This window comes from Rhodococcus sp. NPDC056743 (assembly GCF_042790355.1).
Taxonomy (GTDB): Bacteria; Actinomycetota; Actinomycetes; order Mycobacteriales; family Mycobacteriaceae; genus Rhodococcus_F.
The window spans coordinates 199,061-214,064 of record NZ_JBHTZI010000011.1 but is presented as its reverse complement, the minus strand read 5'-3'; the positions used below and the strand labels follow the sequence as shown (position 1 = coordinate 214,064).

Here is a 15,004-nt window from a genome sequence, read left to right as displayed (position 1 = left end):
ACCTACAGCTTGGGCATGATCTCGGAGGCGAAGAGTTGCATTGTGTCCATGAGCATTTCGTGCGGCAGGGCGCCGACGTCGAAGACCGGCAGGTGGATATCGGGATCGATGATTTCCTGCAGGTTTCCCATGCGGTCGAGGACTTCTTCCGGGCTGCCGCACATGGCGGTGCCCTCGATCAGGTCTTGGTAGTCGACGGGCTTCGACTTGCCGAGCATCTTGTGAACCCACGAGACGTACCCGGTCAGGTAGGGCTCCCACTGCGTCCGCGCCTTCTGTCCGTCTACGTCCACATGTAGGTAGCCGCACGAGCCGACCAACGGCGTCAGGCCCTGCTCCTCCATGAGTTCGCGGTAGATCTTCACGAGCGGGCCCCACGCGTCGATACGGGCGAAGATGCTCGGGAGCATCAGTGGCAGGCCCTGTGATGCGGTGCGGCGCACGGACTCCTCGGTGGTGCCGGTGCCCATCCACAGGCGCGGCGCACCCTTGAGGGGAGCGGGCTTGAGTTGCACGTTGTCCAGAGGCCCGCGGAACTCGCCGGACCAGCTGAAGGGCTTCTTCGCGTTCCAGAGCTGATCGAGCAGCAGAACCTTCTCGGCCATGATGGCGTGGCCTTGCTTGGGATCCAGACTGCCGAATGCCGCATAGGTTTCCGGGTTGATGCCGCGTCCGACGACGATCTCGGCACGACCGTTGGACAGTAGGTCGAGAGTCGCGAAATCCTCGGCAACCTTGACCGGGTCCGAGGTGGCGAGCAGTGTCACCGCGGTAGCCAGGCGCATACGCTTCGTGCGCTCTGCGATCGCGGCGAGCATCAGCTCGGGCGAGGAAATGATGTAGTCGTTGAAGTGGTGCTCGCCCAGCGCGATCATGGAGAAGCCCATGTCCTCGCCCGCGACAGCGCTGTCGATGATGGAGCGCAGTCGATCCCGCTGTGAGTTCCGGGCTCCCGTGTGTGGATTGGGTACGTGGTCGCCGAGGCTCAGAATGCCGATTTCCATGCGATATTCCTTCCGGATTCAGTGAAAAACTAAAACTGACGGTAGTTTCAGTTTTTGTGTTCGTCAAGGCTTGGGATGAGGAAGTTCGCGAACAGTCATCGAGTCGGATGAGTGGGTAACACGTTGGGGCAGTAGATTTCTGGAATCCAGGTGAGTTGGACGTATCTTGAATGGAGGAATGCTCGTGCAGTTGACGGTGGATGAACACGGTGGTGTCCGATTGGTGGATTGGGATACTTTCACGGCCTTCGCAGTGCATGCTCCCATCGGCCACGACGTCGAGAGCGTCGGAAAGGCTCTCGAAGCTGACGCGGCGGGTGAGGTCGAGGATGGCCGCGCCTGGATATCCGCGGATGCGGTTGCGCGACTTGCGGGCGAGGCCGGCGCTGGGGACGACTGGCAGAGTGGCTTCGAGGCGATGGTGGAGTATGCGCGGCTGAAAGGTTGGCTTCGAGAGGATGGCGCGATTCGCGCGCACATCGAGTTCGACTGACAGGTCATCTGTCGGGAGACTGTGCCAGAATCGGTGACATGACCCAGTTCGGACGGACGTGCATGCTGCGGCAGGCGCTGGGTGAGGCGCACCAACCGTCGCCCCGGTTCGTCCTCATTCGGGGGTAGCGGGTCGGGGCGCACGAGCCCGAAAGGCACTGCCTTGTCCCGTACTGATTCACACGCACCGCTGTGGGTTCGCCTGACTCGTCGTGAGTTGGGAATCGAAGCCGACCATGATCATCGCGGTGGGCCCTGCGATCTCCCGTCTATCGCTGTGTTCGATCGCTCGTCACAGTCGCCGGGAACCTGCTGCTGGACATTCACTTATACCGGAACCCGGATCTGCTCCTGCTCGCTCTGCTACGACGGCGAGGGTCGTCACCGCGATCTTCGGCGGGAGCGGCGTCGCGCGGTATCTCGGATCTCGGCCGATCTTCGGCATTGGAGGATCGGCGACGGCGAAGTATTCGACGACCTCTCCATGCCGCATCGTCGCTGCGATTGGTGGTGACGATGCGGTGACGAAGCCGCGTCACTCGCCGATGGGCATCGAGTCGCGTAGATACGGATAGGCGTGATGGCGTTGTCTCGGCAGTTTGTGCCGAGACAACGCCATCACGTTGTCGAGGGTGCTTGTCAGACCAGGGAACCCTGGTAGTTGAGAACGAGACCCGCTCGGGGCCAGTCGAATCGGAGCAGTTTGCCGGTGCTCGATGCGGTGACGTACGCCGTTCGCATGTCTTCGCCGCCCCAGCAGATGTTCGTGATGCCGGGGTCGCCATCGGTGTCGATGCTGACGAACTCGACAAATTCGCCTTCGGGACTGATCACACAAATACCGGGCGTAGCCAACGATGCGACGCAGATGTTGCCGTTGGCTTCGACACCGAGCGAATCGAAGTATCGGAAGTCGGGCGAACCCCAGAGGAAGTTGCCACCACCGGAACCGGCAAGCGTACGGCCGCCGACGATCTCGCCGGGACCGGTAACGTCCCACCACCAGACGCGGGCGGTGTACGTCTCGCTGACGTAGAGGCGGGTGCCGTCGGGGGAGAGGCCGATTCCGTTGGGGCCATTCATCTCTGACGCAACGAGGCGGATGGACGAACCGTCGCTTGTGCCGTAGTAGAGGCGGCCGTGGTCGGTACCCCGTTCGTTACTTTTGCCGTGGTCCGTGAAGTAGAAGCCACCATGCGCATCGAAGACGATATCGTTGGGGCCGCGGAGCGGGACGCCGTCGCACTCGGTGTAGAGCGTCTCGACCTCGCCGGATTCGAGATCGACAGCTTGAATGCTGCCGCCGGTGTAGTCCTCGGGGGTGCCGCCGGCGAAGACGTAGCCATACGCTTCGGTAGCGATCATCCCTCCGCAGTTGGCAATGTACGCGAGGCCGTCGGGGCCGATAGCGGTGCCGTTGGGCCCACCGCCTACCTCTGCGACGACGGTGTTGGTGCCGTCAGGGGTGACGCGGGTGAGCGTGCCGCGGTGAATCTCGACGACCAGTGCATCGCCGTTGGGCAGTGCTACCGGGCCCTCTGGGAACTTGAGTCCGGTAGTGACAACTGTGAACGACATCGGGTTCTCCTCGGTTCGTGTACTGCGGGAGTTCGTGTACTGGGGGTGTTGGCGTCAGTTGGTCGTGAACTGATCGCGCAGGACGTTCTTGCGGATCTTGCCGCTGACGGTCTGGGGCATTTCGTCGATGAAGATGACCTTGCGCGGTTGCTTGAAGGCGGCGAGTTGCGACTTGCAGCTGCTGACAACGTCGTCGGCGGTAAGAGTGGTGCCGGGCTTGCGGACGACGACGGCGGTGACAATCTCGCCCCACTTTTCGTCGGGCGTTCCGATGACCGCCGCGCCGAGGACTTCAGGGTTGGTGTAGATCGCGTTTTCGACCTCGCTGGAGTACACGTTCTCCCCGCCGGAGATGATCATGTCCTTGGCGCGATCGACGATGTAGAGGAATCCCTCCTCGTCCTGACGTGCCAGGTCACCGGTGTGGAACCAGCCGCGCTCGAAACTCTGCGCATTCGCCTCGGGATTGCCGAAATAGCCCTTTGTCACCTGGTCGCCCCGAACGATGATTTCGCCAATTTCTCCTGTGGGACAGTCATTTTCGAGCGGGTCTACGACGCGGACATCGACGAGGGACATCGGCTTGCCGACGGCGTCGAGCAGGTGCTCCTCGCCGTTAGCCGCCCGGATATGCGCGGCCTTGTCGAGTGTGAGCATGTTGCCGCCGAGTTCGGTCATTCCCATTCCGGCATAAACAACAGGCCCGAACCGATCAATGGTCTGGCGCAACACATCTGCCGGGATCTTCGACGCACCGTAGCCCATCCACTCGAGGCTGCTCAGGTCGTAGTCATTGATCTTCGGGTGTGCGAGCAGCATTTGCATCATGGTCGGCGCGAAGCCACCACTGGTTACGCGGTTGTCCTGCACCAACTGCATCCATCGTTCTGGGTCCCAGCCCGACATCATCACCACCGAGCCGCCGTGGAATTGATGTAGCGGAGTGAGGTAGCCCGCGATGTGGCACAGGGGCATGGCGTTGAGGAAGCAGGTTTCCGGTTTCGGGTCGTACTCGAGCGCGGACTGGATCAGGGCAGTGTTGAGGTTGCGATGGCTCAGCCGGGCTCCCTTGGGCTTGCCCGTCGTTCCGCTCGTGTACAGGATCCAGGCATCGTCGTCGTCGCTGATCTGAAGTTGTGGGGCAATCATCGACGCGGACTGGAGGACGTTCTCGTAGGTCGTGAAACCTGTTGTGCCTTGGCCGATCACGATGATGTGTTCGATGCTCGTGAGCTCGGATCGATAGTCGGCGATCACCTCGAGATACTTGGCTTCCACCATCAGCACACGAGCCCCGGAATCGTTGAGGATCCAGACCCACTCTTTGGGGTGCAATCGGTAGTTGAGCAGGGTCAGGACCATTCCGGCAGCCGGGACACCGTAGTAGGCCTCGACGTACTCGAGATTGTTTTCGGACAGCAGGGCTACGCGGTCGCCGGGGGCCGCAAGACCGCTCATACCGTTGGCCAGGCGCAGGGCGCGCTGGTGGAGTTGGGCGTAGGTCCGGGTATCGGATCCGTCATCCATTGCGAGCGCAGTCTTATGGGGGAAGCGAGTGGCGTTCCGCCGTAGAAGATCGCTGTACAGCATGTGGGGCTCCAGTCGAAACGAGATCAAGCGGCCGTGAATTGCACACAATCTAACTCAAAAGTGCCATGGATCACAAGCGCTTACCGGAGGCGGTTGGACGATCTGACTTGAGTCCAACTGGCGGAATGGTGGAGGTGCATGGAAGGGGGCTTGATTTTGCGACATTGTCGACTCCGTCAGGCGAGGGAGTTTGTATACAATGATTCATGATCGGTGCGCAGTTCGCCGAGCGATGCTGCACAGGAAGGGATATGCCGTGGAGATTGTTGAAGTAAGCCCGCGCGACGGACTACAGAACGAGGCAGTACATGTTTCGACGGCGAACAAGATTGCGCTGATCGAGCACGCCATTGCTTCCGGTCTACGTCGCATCGAGGCCACCAGCTTCGTGCACCCGGCCGCAGTGCCGCAGATGGCCGACGCGGAGGCAGTCATGGCAGGGGTGCCTCGTCGTGACGATGTCTCCTACAGCGGTCTCGTACTCAATCGCCGCGGCTTCGATCGCGCGGTGGCAGCAGGCGTGAACGAGGTCAACGTCGTAGTCGTGGCGTCGGAAACCTTCAGTCAGCGCAATCAACGTATGTCGGTCACGGACTCAGTCCACATAGTGCGTGATCTCGTCGACGATGCCCGTTCCGCGGGTATCGGGGTGTCGGCCACCATCGCCACCGCCTTCGGGTGTCCGTTCGAGGGAGAGGTGTCCGAATCTGCGGTCCTTGCTCTCGCCGGGCAGATGGCCGATTTGGGGGTGGACGAGATCGCGCTGGCCGACACGATCGGGGTGGGAGTGCCCGCCCAGGTATCCAGGCTGGTCGCGGGGACCGCAGCGATCGCACCTGGAATTCGATTGCGCGCTCATTTTCACAACACGCGCAACACGGGCTATGCAAACGCTGTTGCGGCCATCGATTCCGGTGTGAGCGTGCTGGATTCATCGATCGGCGGGATTGGTGGATGTCCCTTCGCTCCGGATGCCACGGGCAACATTGCGACCGAGGATCTGGTCTATCTCCTCGATCGCAGTGGTATCGCCACGGGCGCTCAGCTGCCCGAGTTGATCAAGGCCTCACACTGGCTCGGCGGGATACTCGGCGCTCAGGTTCCCGGCCAACTCGCCCGTGCCGGCGGTTTCCCAGGTTGAGACGCCGAACAACTCGTCCACTTCGTCGCTGCTGGTTACTGCGAGGTGGGCGAGAAGCACATCGCGGCCTTGGAGGACGTGCTCGTGCATCAGGGCGGACGCCCGATTTCCGTCGCCGGCGACGATAGCGTCGCGGATGAGTTGATGGAACAGGTGCGAGCGCTCGGTCTGGGCGCGGTCGTACTGGCGGAATGCCTGGAAGACCAACGGAACGTCGGTGGTCCGTTCGAGTAGGCGGCTCAGACGCTCGTGCTTGGCGGCGGTCATGATGGCCCGGTGGATCTGGCTGTTTGCCGTATCCACCGCTCGAACCTGATCGACAGCGTCCGCCGACGTGATTGTCAGGGCGAGAGCAAAAGCCTCGATCCCCGCGTCGAGAACCGTCTGGGTGGCGGGGTCGATGCGTGAGGCAGCCAGTTCGGCGGCATACGCCTCGAGTCGGGCGCGAAGTCCGTACAAGTCCGAGACATCCTCCACCGACAGGGTTCGGACGATGGATCCTCGGTTCGGCTCGCTGAGCACAAGGCCCTCGGCTTCGAGTCTCCGAAGCGCCTCGCGCACCGGTGTGCGGGACAACGAAAACTGCTCGGCGATCCGTTGTTCGATCAGACGCTGGCCAGGCTTGTAGCGCCCTTCGACGATCGCCTGACGGATCTGGGAGTAGGCGATCTGACCCGGTGCCTGCGGTGTGGTTGCCACGGTGCCTCTTCGTTTCATGTGGGGTTGATGCGAAAACAAGCCTATCCCGACGCACTTTCTATTTTTGTATGCAGTAGTTACGTGTTCCAGGGAAATTATCGAGCTTTGATGTCAGATTGTGTACAATTTTTCCATGACTACAACTTCCGGTCCGCTCAGCGGCCTGCGCGTACTCGAACTGGGAAACTTCATCGCCGGTCCTTTCGCGGGGCAGTTGTTGGGCGACTACGGGGCGGAGGTGCTCAAGATCGAGGCGCCCGAATCTGGTGACTCGATGCGGCGGTGGGGCGTCACGGTTGACGGCGAAAGCCTGTGGTGGCCGTCGATTGCGCGGAACAAGAAGTCGGTCGCGATCGACCTGCGTCAGCCCGACGGTCGAGAGTTGGTGCGCAAGCTGGTCGCCGAAGCCGACATCGTCCTCGAGAACTTCAGGCCCGGCACGCTTGCGAAGTGGGGGATGGACTACCCGACCCTCTCTGAAATCAACTCGCGCGTCATCCTGGTTCATGTCTCGGGGTTCGGTCAGAACGGGCCGCGTTCGACGGATGCGGGTTTCGGCAGCGTCGGTGAGGCGATGGGTGGAATCCGTCATACGACGGGCAACCCCGGACTGCCCCCGACCCGCGTGGGCATCAGCCTCGGGGACTCCTTGGCTGCACTGTTCGCGGTGATCGGAACCCTTGCAGCGGTCCATGAGCGGTCGGTCAGTGGCCGCGGCCAGGAAGTGGACGTTGCGATTTACGAGGCAGTTGCTGCCCTCATGGAATCGACGATGGCCGACCATGAAATCGGTGGAGTCACCCGAGGTCGTACCGGATCGGTGCTGCCCGGCGTCGCGCCGTCGAACGTGTACCCCACGTCGGACGGAGCCGAGATCATCATCGCCGCCAACGCCGACACCGTCTTCCGTCGGCTCTGCACCGCAATGGGCCGTCCCGAGTTGGCCGACGACCCGAAGTTCGCAACGCACGGCCCGCGCGGTGACAACATGGCCGAGATCGACGCGGTCATCGGTGAGTGGACCCGCGGGATGACGGGCGACGAACTGCTGAAGTCCATGGAGGACAACAGTGTTCCGGCCGGCCGCATCTACACGGCCCCGGACATGCTCGCCGACCCGCAGTATGCCGCGCGCGACATGGTGGTCCGCCTCGTCAACCAATTCGGTATTGCAGTGCCCGCGACCGGCGTCGTACCCAAGTTCTCCCGGTCGCAGCCGGCGACTCCCGTGCCGGGACCGGGTCTGGGCGAACACACCCGCGAAGTCCTCGCTGCATTGGCCGGCGTCGATGAGAGCCAATGGGACGACTTGAGGTCGGCCGGTACCGCTGTTCAATCGACCAGCTGACGCGACGAAGGCCTCCCGTCGTGAATTCACGACAGGAGGCCTTCGTCTGCGTAGATTCGATCAGACCTGCGAGTCGACGGTTCCCGTCGTCAGCGACGGTGCGCCTGCCAGTAGCGGACCGAGGTCGGTGATAGCGCCCTCGCCGGCACGGAACTTGCGGTACTCCGCGTCGTGCTCGGCGGATTCCCAGGTTTCGATAAATCGCCACGTAGTGGGGCTCTTGCTGTCGACGACTGTCTTCACGGAAATGCAACCGGGGAATGCTCGCGTTTCCTCGAGTACCCGCGCCATTACCGTACGTGCAGATTCGAGAGAATCCGGCTTGAATGAAAGTTCCAGGATGGCAACAAGTTCCATGGTCGGTCCTTACAGAGTAGGTAGTCTTCGATGAAGACTAGCGGGTCATTCTCCGGCGAGGTCGGCGGACAGGTCGGCGACAACGACGCCTTCGGGAATTCGGACTTCCTCGATGAGTTCGGGGCGATCGTCGAATTCGAGTTTCAGGGCACGGCAGATGGTGGCGTGCATGTCGTACATGCAGGTGATGTACGTCAGTTCCATGATCTGCTTGTCGGACAGGTGCGCTTTGAGGGCGGAGAAGACCTCGTCGGGTACGCGCCCGCCGTCGTAGACGAGTCCGTCGGTGTAGGCGAGGACGGCGCGTTCGATGTCGCTGAACAGGTCGCTGACCTGCCAGTGGGGGAGCGCGGCAATCTTCTCTTCGGTCATGCCCAGGGAGCGCATCTGCTTGCAGTGCTGGGAGAAGACGAATTGGCTGCCGCGAGCGTACCCGGCGCGGGCCTGGCCGAGTTCACGCAGGAGGGGATCGAGGTCTGCGTTGCGATACAGCGCGAATCCTTTGACGGCATGACGGAAAACGTCGGAGGACTGGGCGAATACGGTCCACCAGTCACCGGGGGTGGCGTGGATAGTGCCGTGATCGACGGCGGGGTCCTTGTCGGGGCCGAACAGACGGTCGTAGAAGAAGAGGATCTTCTCGTCGGTTACCTCGGAGCGGGGGATTTCGCGAAGACGTGGCATGCAGGTTCCTTTCGGGTTTTCAGGAAGCTCGGGGTATCAGGAAGTGCTGGGAACGGTGCGGTCTGCGGCGGTCTTCGGCGTGTGTGCGACGTCGGCCTCGGTGAATTCTTTGGTCCAGCAGGCAAATTCGAGAAGTACGCCATCGGGGTCCTGGAAGTAGAAGGACCGGACGAAGGTGCCCTCATGGATCTCTCGCGATGCGCCCTCCGGGCTGTCGTCGTGGTTGAGAGTGATGCTCAGCGGTATGCCGTCGGCCTTGAGTCGCTTGCGGTACTCGTCGAACTTCTCCGGCGGGACGGCAAAGGCAACGTGATTCATCGAGCCGACAGCGCTGACAAGTTCGTCCCGGTCAGGCAGTCCGGCCGGGGCGGAGATTCCGGGAACTGCGTCGGGTGCATCCGCCAGCCAGAAGAACGCCAGCGTGTCTCCGTTTCCACAATCGAAGAAGAAATGTTGTCCGAGGTTACCGGGAAGATCGAGCGTCTTGACGAGCGGCATACCCAGGGTTCCTGAGTAGAAGTCGACGGTGCGCTGCATGTCCGAGCACACAAGTGCGAGGTGATTGATTCCGCGGAATTCGAACTTCGGATTGGCGTTCATTGCGATCCTTTCGGGGGAATGGCATGGCGCGAAACAGGGCAAGAATGTGACTTGACAGTCATGTCATGTTCTTGGATAGTTTGTCCATACGCAAGTCGTCTGTCAATACCAGCTCCTTGCGGGCGGGGCGGGAGACCGTAGCTTGTGTGCTGTAACTGCCTTGAGGAGAAGCATTTTCGCATGAAAGACCTCGCAGATCGGTTCTTCGCCGCCGTCTCCGGTGGTGATGAAGCGACACTCACCGAACTGTATTCGCCGGACGCACGTATCTGGCATAACGACGACGGACAGGAGCAGACGGTCGCGGAGAATCTTCGCACCCTACGCTGGCTCTCCCGAACCCTCGAGAACTTCCGCTACGAAGACATCCGGCGCTACACGCTGCCCGACGGATTTGCTCAACAGCACGTCGTGCGTGGCACCCTCCCGGGACACGGACCACTCGAGATTCCGGCCAGCCTGTTCGTCCGTGTCGAAAACGGTTTGATCACTCGCATCGACGAGTACGTCGACTCGGCCGCAACCCGGCCCCTGCAACTTGCTGCTGCTACAAGGAGGCACTCATGACCGTTAACCAACCCGAAGGCGACATCGCCGAATTGCGTACTCGGTTACGCGCATTCATCGACGACGAGGTGATCCCGATAGAGTCCGTCCTCGCGAAAGAGGACGACGCCGCTCACAAGACTCTCGGTCAACTGCGCTCGCGCGCAAAGGAACTAGGTTTGTGGGCGCTCGGGCACCCGGCAGACGTCGGTGGCGGCGGAGTTCCTTTCCTGGACTTCGTCTACCTCAACGAGGTCATCGGTCGTTCCGAATTCGGCCAGCTGGCAGTCGGTTCGGTCTCCATGCAGGACACCCTGATGTTGCACAAGCACGGCACAGACGAGCAGAAGAAGCGGTGGATCCCGCCGATCGTCGCAGGAGATTTCCTGCCGTCGGTCGGTTTGACCGAGCCGGACACTGCAGGCTCCGATCCCACCCTGATCGAGACCCGCGCAGAACTCGACGGCGACACGTGGGTTATCAACGGGCTCAAGTGGTTCACCACGGGTGTGGCGAATGCTGGGTACTGTTCGGTCTTCGCTCGCACCGAGCCCGAATCGACGCCCCGGCACGCCCGGATCAGTGCGATCATCGTGCCCACCGATACTCCTGGATTCGAGATCGTCCGGTCGATTCCGACCATGGGCCACGATCCCAGCGATCACTACGAGGTCCGACTCACCGACGTCCGAGTGCCGGCGGCCAACCTCCTCGGCGAACGGGGCAAGGGCTTCGTCGTCGCGCAGGACCGACTGGGACCCGGCCGGATCTTCCACTGCATGCGCTGGCTCGGCCAGGCGCAGCGCGCATTCGAATTGATGTGTGAGCGTGCGAACACCCGCTACGTACACGGGTCGCTTCTCGCTGAGAAGGGCGAAATCCACCGGTACATCTCGGAATCCGCGGCGCAGATTCACGCCGCCCGTCTGATGACCCTCGACGCAGCCCGCGTGATGGATTCCGGCGAGGACGCTCGAATCCAGATCGGGCTCGTGAAGTTCTGGGGAGCCCGGATGCTGCACGACGTCATCGATCGCGCCATCCAGGTACACGGCGCGCTCGGCCTGACCGCCGACACCCCGCTCGAACGGATGTACCGCCAGGCTCGCTACGCGCGCGTCTACGACGGTCCGGACGAGGTACACCGCATGTCGACCGCGCGTCGACTGCTACGCGACCCCGGTGCCGCGCCATGGCTGTGACTCACGCTGCCGGCAATCTCGGTGACGGAATCCGGTTCGCGCTCAGTGCCGCCTTCGGCACTGAAATGACCGTCGGCGAACCTCGTCAGCTCACCGGCGGCGCGAGCCGTCAGATCTGGGCGATCGAGGTTCGCGGCGCGGACGGCCGATCGCAGGACGTTGTGCTGCGACGGGACCCACCCGGGCACGGCGACGCCGACCGGATGCAGGCAGAGGTGGCATGCCTGCGGGCAGCCTCCGCAGTCGGAGTTCCAGTTCCTGCTGTCCTCGCATCGGGGGACACGGCACCGGGCATAGATGCCCCGTATCTGTTGATGGACATGGTTGTCGGTGAGTCGATCCCGCGTAAATTGCAGCGAGATCCCGAGTTCGACGAGGTGCGGATGCATCTCGCCGAGGACATGGGTTACGTGCTCGGGCAGATTCACAGTGCCGACACCGGGACTCTCGGGATGCTCGACAGCGGCGACCCGTTGGACGCGCTCGAGGCTGTGTACCGGGGCATGGACCAACCCCGGCCCGCAGTTGAAGTCGGGCTTCGATGGCTTAGGGACAACCGGCCGGTCAAACGTCCGGACGCGTTGGTGCACGGCGACTTCAGGCTCGGCAATGTGTTGGTCGACGGCGCCGGAATTCGCGGAGTGCTGGACTGGGAACTCGCTCACCTCGGTGATCCGATCGAGGACCTCGGCTGGCTCTGCGTGCGTGCGTGGCGTTTTGGCGCGCAGCCGCCGGTCGCGGGTATCGGTACCCTCGAACAACTGCTCGACGGTTATGAACGCGCTACGGGCGTTCGGCCGTCGGACGCTGAACTGCACTGGTGGGAAGCGTACGGCACGTTGCGGTGGTTGGTGCTCAGTCAGTTTCAGTCGCAGCGGCACCTCGGTGGCACCGAGAACTCCATCGAACTGGCCGCGATCGGACGACGGGTGTGCGAGTCCGAGTACGACCTGCTCCTGATTCTCGGTTTGCTCGAAGATGTCGATCCGCAACCAGATGCGACGGCGCCGACGCTGCACGACCGCCCGGGCCTGTCGGAGATCCTCGAACTCGTCAACGGTGCTCTTCGTGACGATATTGCCCCCGTGCTCGACGGGGTGCACGAACGCGAACGGTACCTACTGAGGATCTGCGTCAACCTACTGGGAATTGCCGGACGGGAGCTCAGCGCGGGAGACTGCACGGGCGAGGTTCAAACCTTGCTTGCAGCCCTCGATTGCACATCTGAAACCGATCTCGCCGATCGAATTCGTGTGAGTGCCGTCTCGTACTCCGACGTAAGGGTTCGCCGGTTGCTCTCGACTTCGGTGCTCGCTCGGCTGCGCGTGGCGAATCCACGGCACATGCTGCACCCGTCGCGCAACTGATTTCGACGTGAACTTCGGTCCTTCCTGTATGGCATGTCTACGCTGGAGGGGTCGAGTTCTTCGTTTCTCCGGAAGCAACATGACTTGACAGTCATGTCATCTTCTTGGACACTCGTGACGGTGAGCAAGTTATCCGACAGCGCACCTTCGGTGCCGCCATCCGTCGACACCCTGACTGCGAGGGGGCGAAAGACCCGGGACAATGTGCTTGATGCAGCGCGCAAGGTCTTCGAGGAGGTCGGGTTTCTGGAAACCCGAGTCGAGCAGATAGCGCAGGAAGCGTCAGTCTCCTACGGAACGTTCTACCGGTACTTCGAGTCGAAAGACGATGTGTTCCAAGAATTGAGCACCAGGCTCTTCGACGACGTGCATCGCCGTGAACCTCTCGATCCCGACCTGTCTCCGGCGGAGAGATTGATTGCCACCAACCGGTTGTATTACCAGGCGTACCGCCGCAATGCGAAGCTCATGGCCATCGTTGAGCAGGTCGCTACATTCAACACCGAATTTCGCGGACTTCGCCACGAGCATCGTCGGCAGCTGATCGACCGGACAGCCCGGGCCATCGCGCGCTGGCAGGAGCAGGGCGACGTCCGAGCGTCCCTCGATCCGGTCATGGCGGCTCGCGCCATGTCGGCGATGGTTGACCACACTCTGTATCTGTGGCTTGTCCAAGGCGACGAGGCCGACGAGGAGTGCCTGCTCGACACTCTGGATCAGATGTGCATCGGCGCGCTCGGTCTCGAACTCGGTGAGTCCGGGACCGAGCGTATCGATCCTCTCGCCAGTCATGCACCGTGAGGATCGATGTGCCGCAGAATTTGATCGTCTACAACCGGTGCTTTGCAAGTTTGCCGGTCTCGGTGCGGGGCAGAGTGTCGACGAACCGCACCGACCGCGGGCACATGTAGCGGGCGAGTCGGCCGCGGGCGAAGTCGATGATGTCCTGCACAAGGTCGTCTGACGGCAAAGTACCAGGCATCAATTGCACAACGGCCTGCACAGATTGCCCCATCTCGGGATCGGGAGTGCCGATCACCGCTACATCCCAGATATCGGGGTGCACGCTGAGACAATTCTCGATCTGCTGCGGGTAGATGTTGACGCCACCCGAAATGATCATGAACGTCGCCCGGTCAGTGAGGTACAGGTAGCGGTCCTCGTCCAGGTAGCCGACGTCGCCGACCGTCGTCCACGTCGGATGGTCGGGATGCTGTGCAGCGGCCGTCTTTTCAGGATCGTTGTGGTACTCGAAGGTCCAGTCGTCGCGTTCGAAGTACAGCAGCCCGACCTCGCCCGCGCCCAGCTCTCGACCGTCGTCCCCGCAGATGTGAGCGATGCCCTGCACGCCGTCGCGGCCGACGCTGCCCGGTTTGCGGCGCCACTCGGCGCTGTCGATCAGGGTGGAGCCGTTGTTCTCGGAGCAGCTGTAGTACTCGAAGAGCACGTCGCCCCACCAGCCCAGCATCGACTCCTTGACCTCGACTGGGCAGGGCGCGGCCGCGTGGACTGCTACCCGCAACGAACTCAGGTCGTACCGGGTCCGCTCCTCGTCCGGCAATTTGAGCATTCGGATGAAGTGTGTAGGCACCCACTGCGAGTGCGTCACCGAGTATCGCTCGATCGCCGCGAGGGCGTCACCCGCATCGAACCGGTCCATCAGAACCACGGTGCCGCCGAGTGACTGGGTCGCCGTGCAGTACCGCAGCGGCGCGGCGTGGTAGATCGGTGCGGGTGAGAGAAAGACGGTGTCGGGGCCGAAACCGTAGAAGGACTCGACGATTGGAGTCGCCGGGAGGCCAGGTGCCTCGTGAACCTGTCGGTCGGGCAGAGGGGATTTGATGCCCTTCGGCCGGCCCGTCGTCCCGGATGAGTACATCATGTCCGCCCCGCTTGGCTGATACGGCAACGGCTCTGCCGATACCGAGCCCACCGCGTTCTCGTAGGAGTCATAGCCGGTGACCGGGCCGCCGAAGGCCAACCGTCGGCAGTTTGCGGGGACGCGGTGGGTCAGGTTCTCGGCGAGCGAGGCCAGCGCAGCCGACGCCACGAGCACCTTCGCACCCGAGTCGGCGATCACGTAGGCGAGGTCGTCGGCGGTGCCGTGATGGTTGACGACCGTGATGTAGAGACCGGATCGCAGTGCACCCCAGTATAGTTCGAACACGATCGGGTCGTTGTCGGAGAGCACGGTGATGTGGTCTCCGCGTCGCAGTCCGATGTCGAACATCCACCGTGCAAAGCGTGAAGATCGGGCTTCCAGTTCGGCGTAGGTGGTCGTCGCTCCGGTAGAGGCCACGATGACGGCGGCCTTGTCTGGGGTGACGACACTGTGGGTGCCTGGGAACATGACGGTTGATCTCCTGTCGGGTTCGCGGTGGTCTTCGGTGAAATTC

15 protein-coding genes are annotated in these 15,004 nt (G+C 62.3%); 7 read left to right on the top strand and 8 right to left on the bottom strand.

Annotated elements, in window-relative coordinates; all coding sequences use genetic code 11:
• Positions 1 to 2: 2 nt before the first annotated feature.
• Positions 3 to 1,004: an LLM class flavin-dependent oxidoreductase gene (locus tag ACFRFQ_RS25350; RefSeq protein ID WP_378663869.1), complete on the bottom strand. Its 1,002-nt coding sequence runs from the start codon at positions 1,002 to 1,004 to the stop codon at positions 3 to 5.
• 178 nt (positions 1,005 to 1,182) lie between these two features.
• Between ACFRFQ_RS25350 and ACFRFQ_RS25345 the strand changes: the two genes are divergently transcribed.
• Positions 1,183 to 1,497 (top strand): hypothetical protein, encoded by a 315-nt coding sequence (locus ACFRFQ_RS25345; protein ID WP_378663867.1) that lies wholly within the window; start codon positions 1,183 to 1,185, stop codon positions 1,495 to 1,497.
• A gap of 638 nt (positions 1,498 to 2,135) precedes the next feature.
• Here ACFRFQ_RS25345 and ACFRFQ_RS25340 read toward each other — a convergent pair.
• Both ACFRFQ_RS25340 and ACFRFQ_RS25335 read right to left on the bottom strand, forming a co-directional pair.
• Positions 2,136 to 3,074, bottom strand: coding sequence for an SMP-30/gluconolactonase/LRE family protein (locus ACFRFQ_RS25340; protein WP_378663864.1), 939 nt, complete (start codon positions 3,072 to 3,074; stop codon positions 2,136 to 2,138).
• A 54-nt stretch (positions 3,075 to 3,128) separates the two neighbouring features.
• Positions 3,129 to 4,664: a class I adenylate-forming enzyme family protein gene (locus ACFRFQ_RS25335; protein WP_378663861.1), complete on the bottom strand. Its 1,536-nt coding sequence runs from the start codon at positions 4,662 to 4,664 to the stop codon at positions 3,129 to 3,131.
• 232 nt (positions 4,665 to 4,896) lie between these two features.
• Here ACFRFQ_RS25335 and ACFRFQ_RS25330 point away from each other — a divergent pair, with 232 nt between their 5' ends.
• Positions 4,897 to 5,805: a hydroxymethylglutaryl-CoA lyase gene (locus tag ACFRFQ_RS25330; protein WP_378664179.1), complete on the top strand. Its 909-nt coding sequence runs from the start codon at positions 4,897 to 4,899 to the stop codon at positions 5,803 to 5,805.
• Here the strand turns inward: ACFRFQ_RS25330 and ACFRFQ_RS25325 are convergent.
• The gene (locus ACFRFQ_RS25325; RefSeq protein WP_378663858.1) at positions 5,731 to 6,504 is read right to left on the bottom strand and encodes a GntR family transcriptional regulator; all 774 of its coding nucleotides are present in this window, start codon (positions 6,502 to 6,504) and stop codon (positions 5,731 to 5,733) included. The genes ACFRFQ_RS25330 and ACFRFQ_RS25325 overlap by 75 nt on opposite strands.
• Before the next feature lie 133 nt (positions 6,505 to 6,637).
• Here ACFRFQ_RS25325 and ACFRFQ_RS25320 point away from each other — a divergent pair, with 133 nt between their 5' ends.
• A complete protein-coding gene (locus ACFRFQ_RS25320) occupies positions 6,638 to 7,852 on the top strand; it encodes a CaiB/BaiF CoA transferase family protein (protein ID WP_378663856.1) in 1,215 nt (404 codons plus the stop codon).
• Positions 7,853 to 7,912: 60 nt separating this feature from the next.
• On the opposite strand, the gene ACFRFQ_RS25315 is transcribed toward ACFRFQ_RS25320, so the two are convergent.
• From ACFRFQ_RS25315 to ACFRFQ_RS25305, 3 genes are read right to left on the bottom strand one after another with little or no spacing between them, the layout of a single operon-like run.
• Positions 7,913 to 8,209, bottom strand: coding sequence for a putative quinol monooxygenase (locus ACFRFQ_RS25315; protein WP_378663853.1), 297 nt, complete (start codon positions 8,207 to 8,209; stop codon positions 7,913 to 7,915).
• A 45-nt stretch (positions 8,210 to 8,254) separates the two neighbouring features.
• Entirely contained in the window at positions 8,255 to 8,893 is a 639-nt protein-coding gene (locus ACFRFQ_RS25310) for a carboxymuconolactone decarboxylase family protein (RefSeq protein WP_378663850.1), read from the bottom strand.
• Positions 8,894 to 8,929: 36 nt separating this feature from the next.
• Positions 8,930 to 9,493, bottom strand: a complete 564-nt coding sequence (locus ACFRFQ_RS25305) for a VOC family protein (protein WP_378663847.1) — start codon at positions 9,491 to 9,493, stop codon at positions 8,930 to 8,932.
• 180 nt (positions 9,494 to 9,673) lie between these two features.
• On the opposite strand from ACFRFQ_RS25305, the gene ACFRFQ_RS25300 reads away from it, so the two are divergent.
• The 4 genes from ACFRFQ_RS25300 (at position 9,674) to ACFRFQ_RS25285 (ending at position 13,409) form a co-directional block, all read left to right on the top strand.
• Positions 9,674 to 10,060 carry a nuclear transport factor 2 family protein gene (locus ACFRFQ_RS25300; RefSeq protein WP_378663845.1) on the top strand — a complete coding sequence of 129 codons (387 nt, stop codon included), beginning with the start codon at positions 9,674 to 9,676 and terminating at the stop codon, positions 10,058 to 10,060.
• Positions 10,057 to 11,241 (top strand): acyl-CoA dehydrogenase family protein, encoded by a 1,185-nt coding sequence (locus ACFRFQ_RS25295; RefSeq protein ID WP_378663842.1) that lies wholly within the window; start codon positions 10,057 to 10,059, stop codon positions 11,239 to 11,241. The genes ACFRFQ_RS25300 and ACFRFQ_RS25295 overlap by 4 nt, the downstream gene beginning before the upstream one ends.
• On the top strand, positions 11,232 to 12,608 hold the full coding sequence (locus ACFRFQ_RS25290) for a phosphotransferase (protein ID WP_378663839.1): 1,377 nt from the start codon (positions 11,232 to 11,234) through the stop codon (positions 12,606 to 12,608). Before ACFRFQ_RS25295 ends, ACFRFQ_RS25290 begins: the two co-directional genes overlap by 10 nt.
• A 93-nt stretch (positions 12,609 to 12,701) precedes the next feature.
• Positions 12,702 to 13,409 (top strand): TetR/AcrR family transcriptional regulator, encoded by a 708-nt coding sequence (locus tag ACFRFQ_RS25285; protein WP_378663836.1) that lies wholly within the window; start codon positions 12,702 to 12,704, stop codon positions 13,407 to 13,409.
• 28 nt (positions 13,410 to 13,437) lie between these two features.
• Here the strand turns inward: ACFRFQ_RS25285 and ACFRFQ_RS25280 are convergent, their stop codons facing one another.
• Positions 13,438 to 14,958 (bottom strand): acyl-CoA synthetase, encoded by a 1,521-nt coding sequence (locus tag ACFRFQ_RS25280; RefSeq protein WP_378663833.1) that lies wholly within the window; start codon positions 14,956 to 14,958, stop codon positions 13,438 to 13,440.
• Positions 14,959 to 15,004 lie beyond the last annotated feature (46 nt).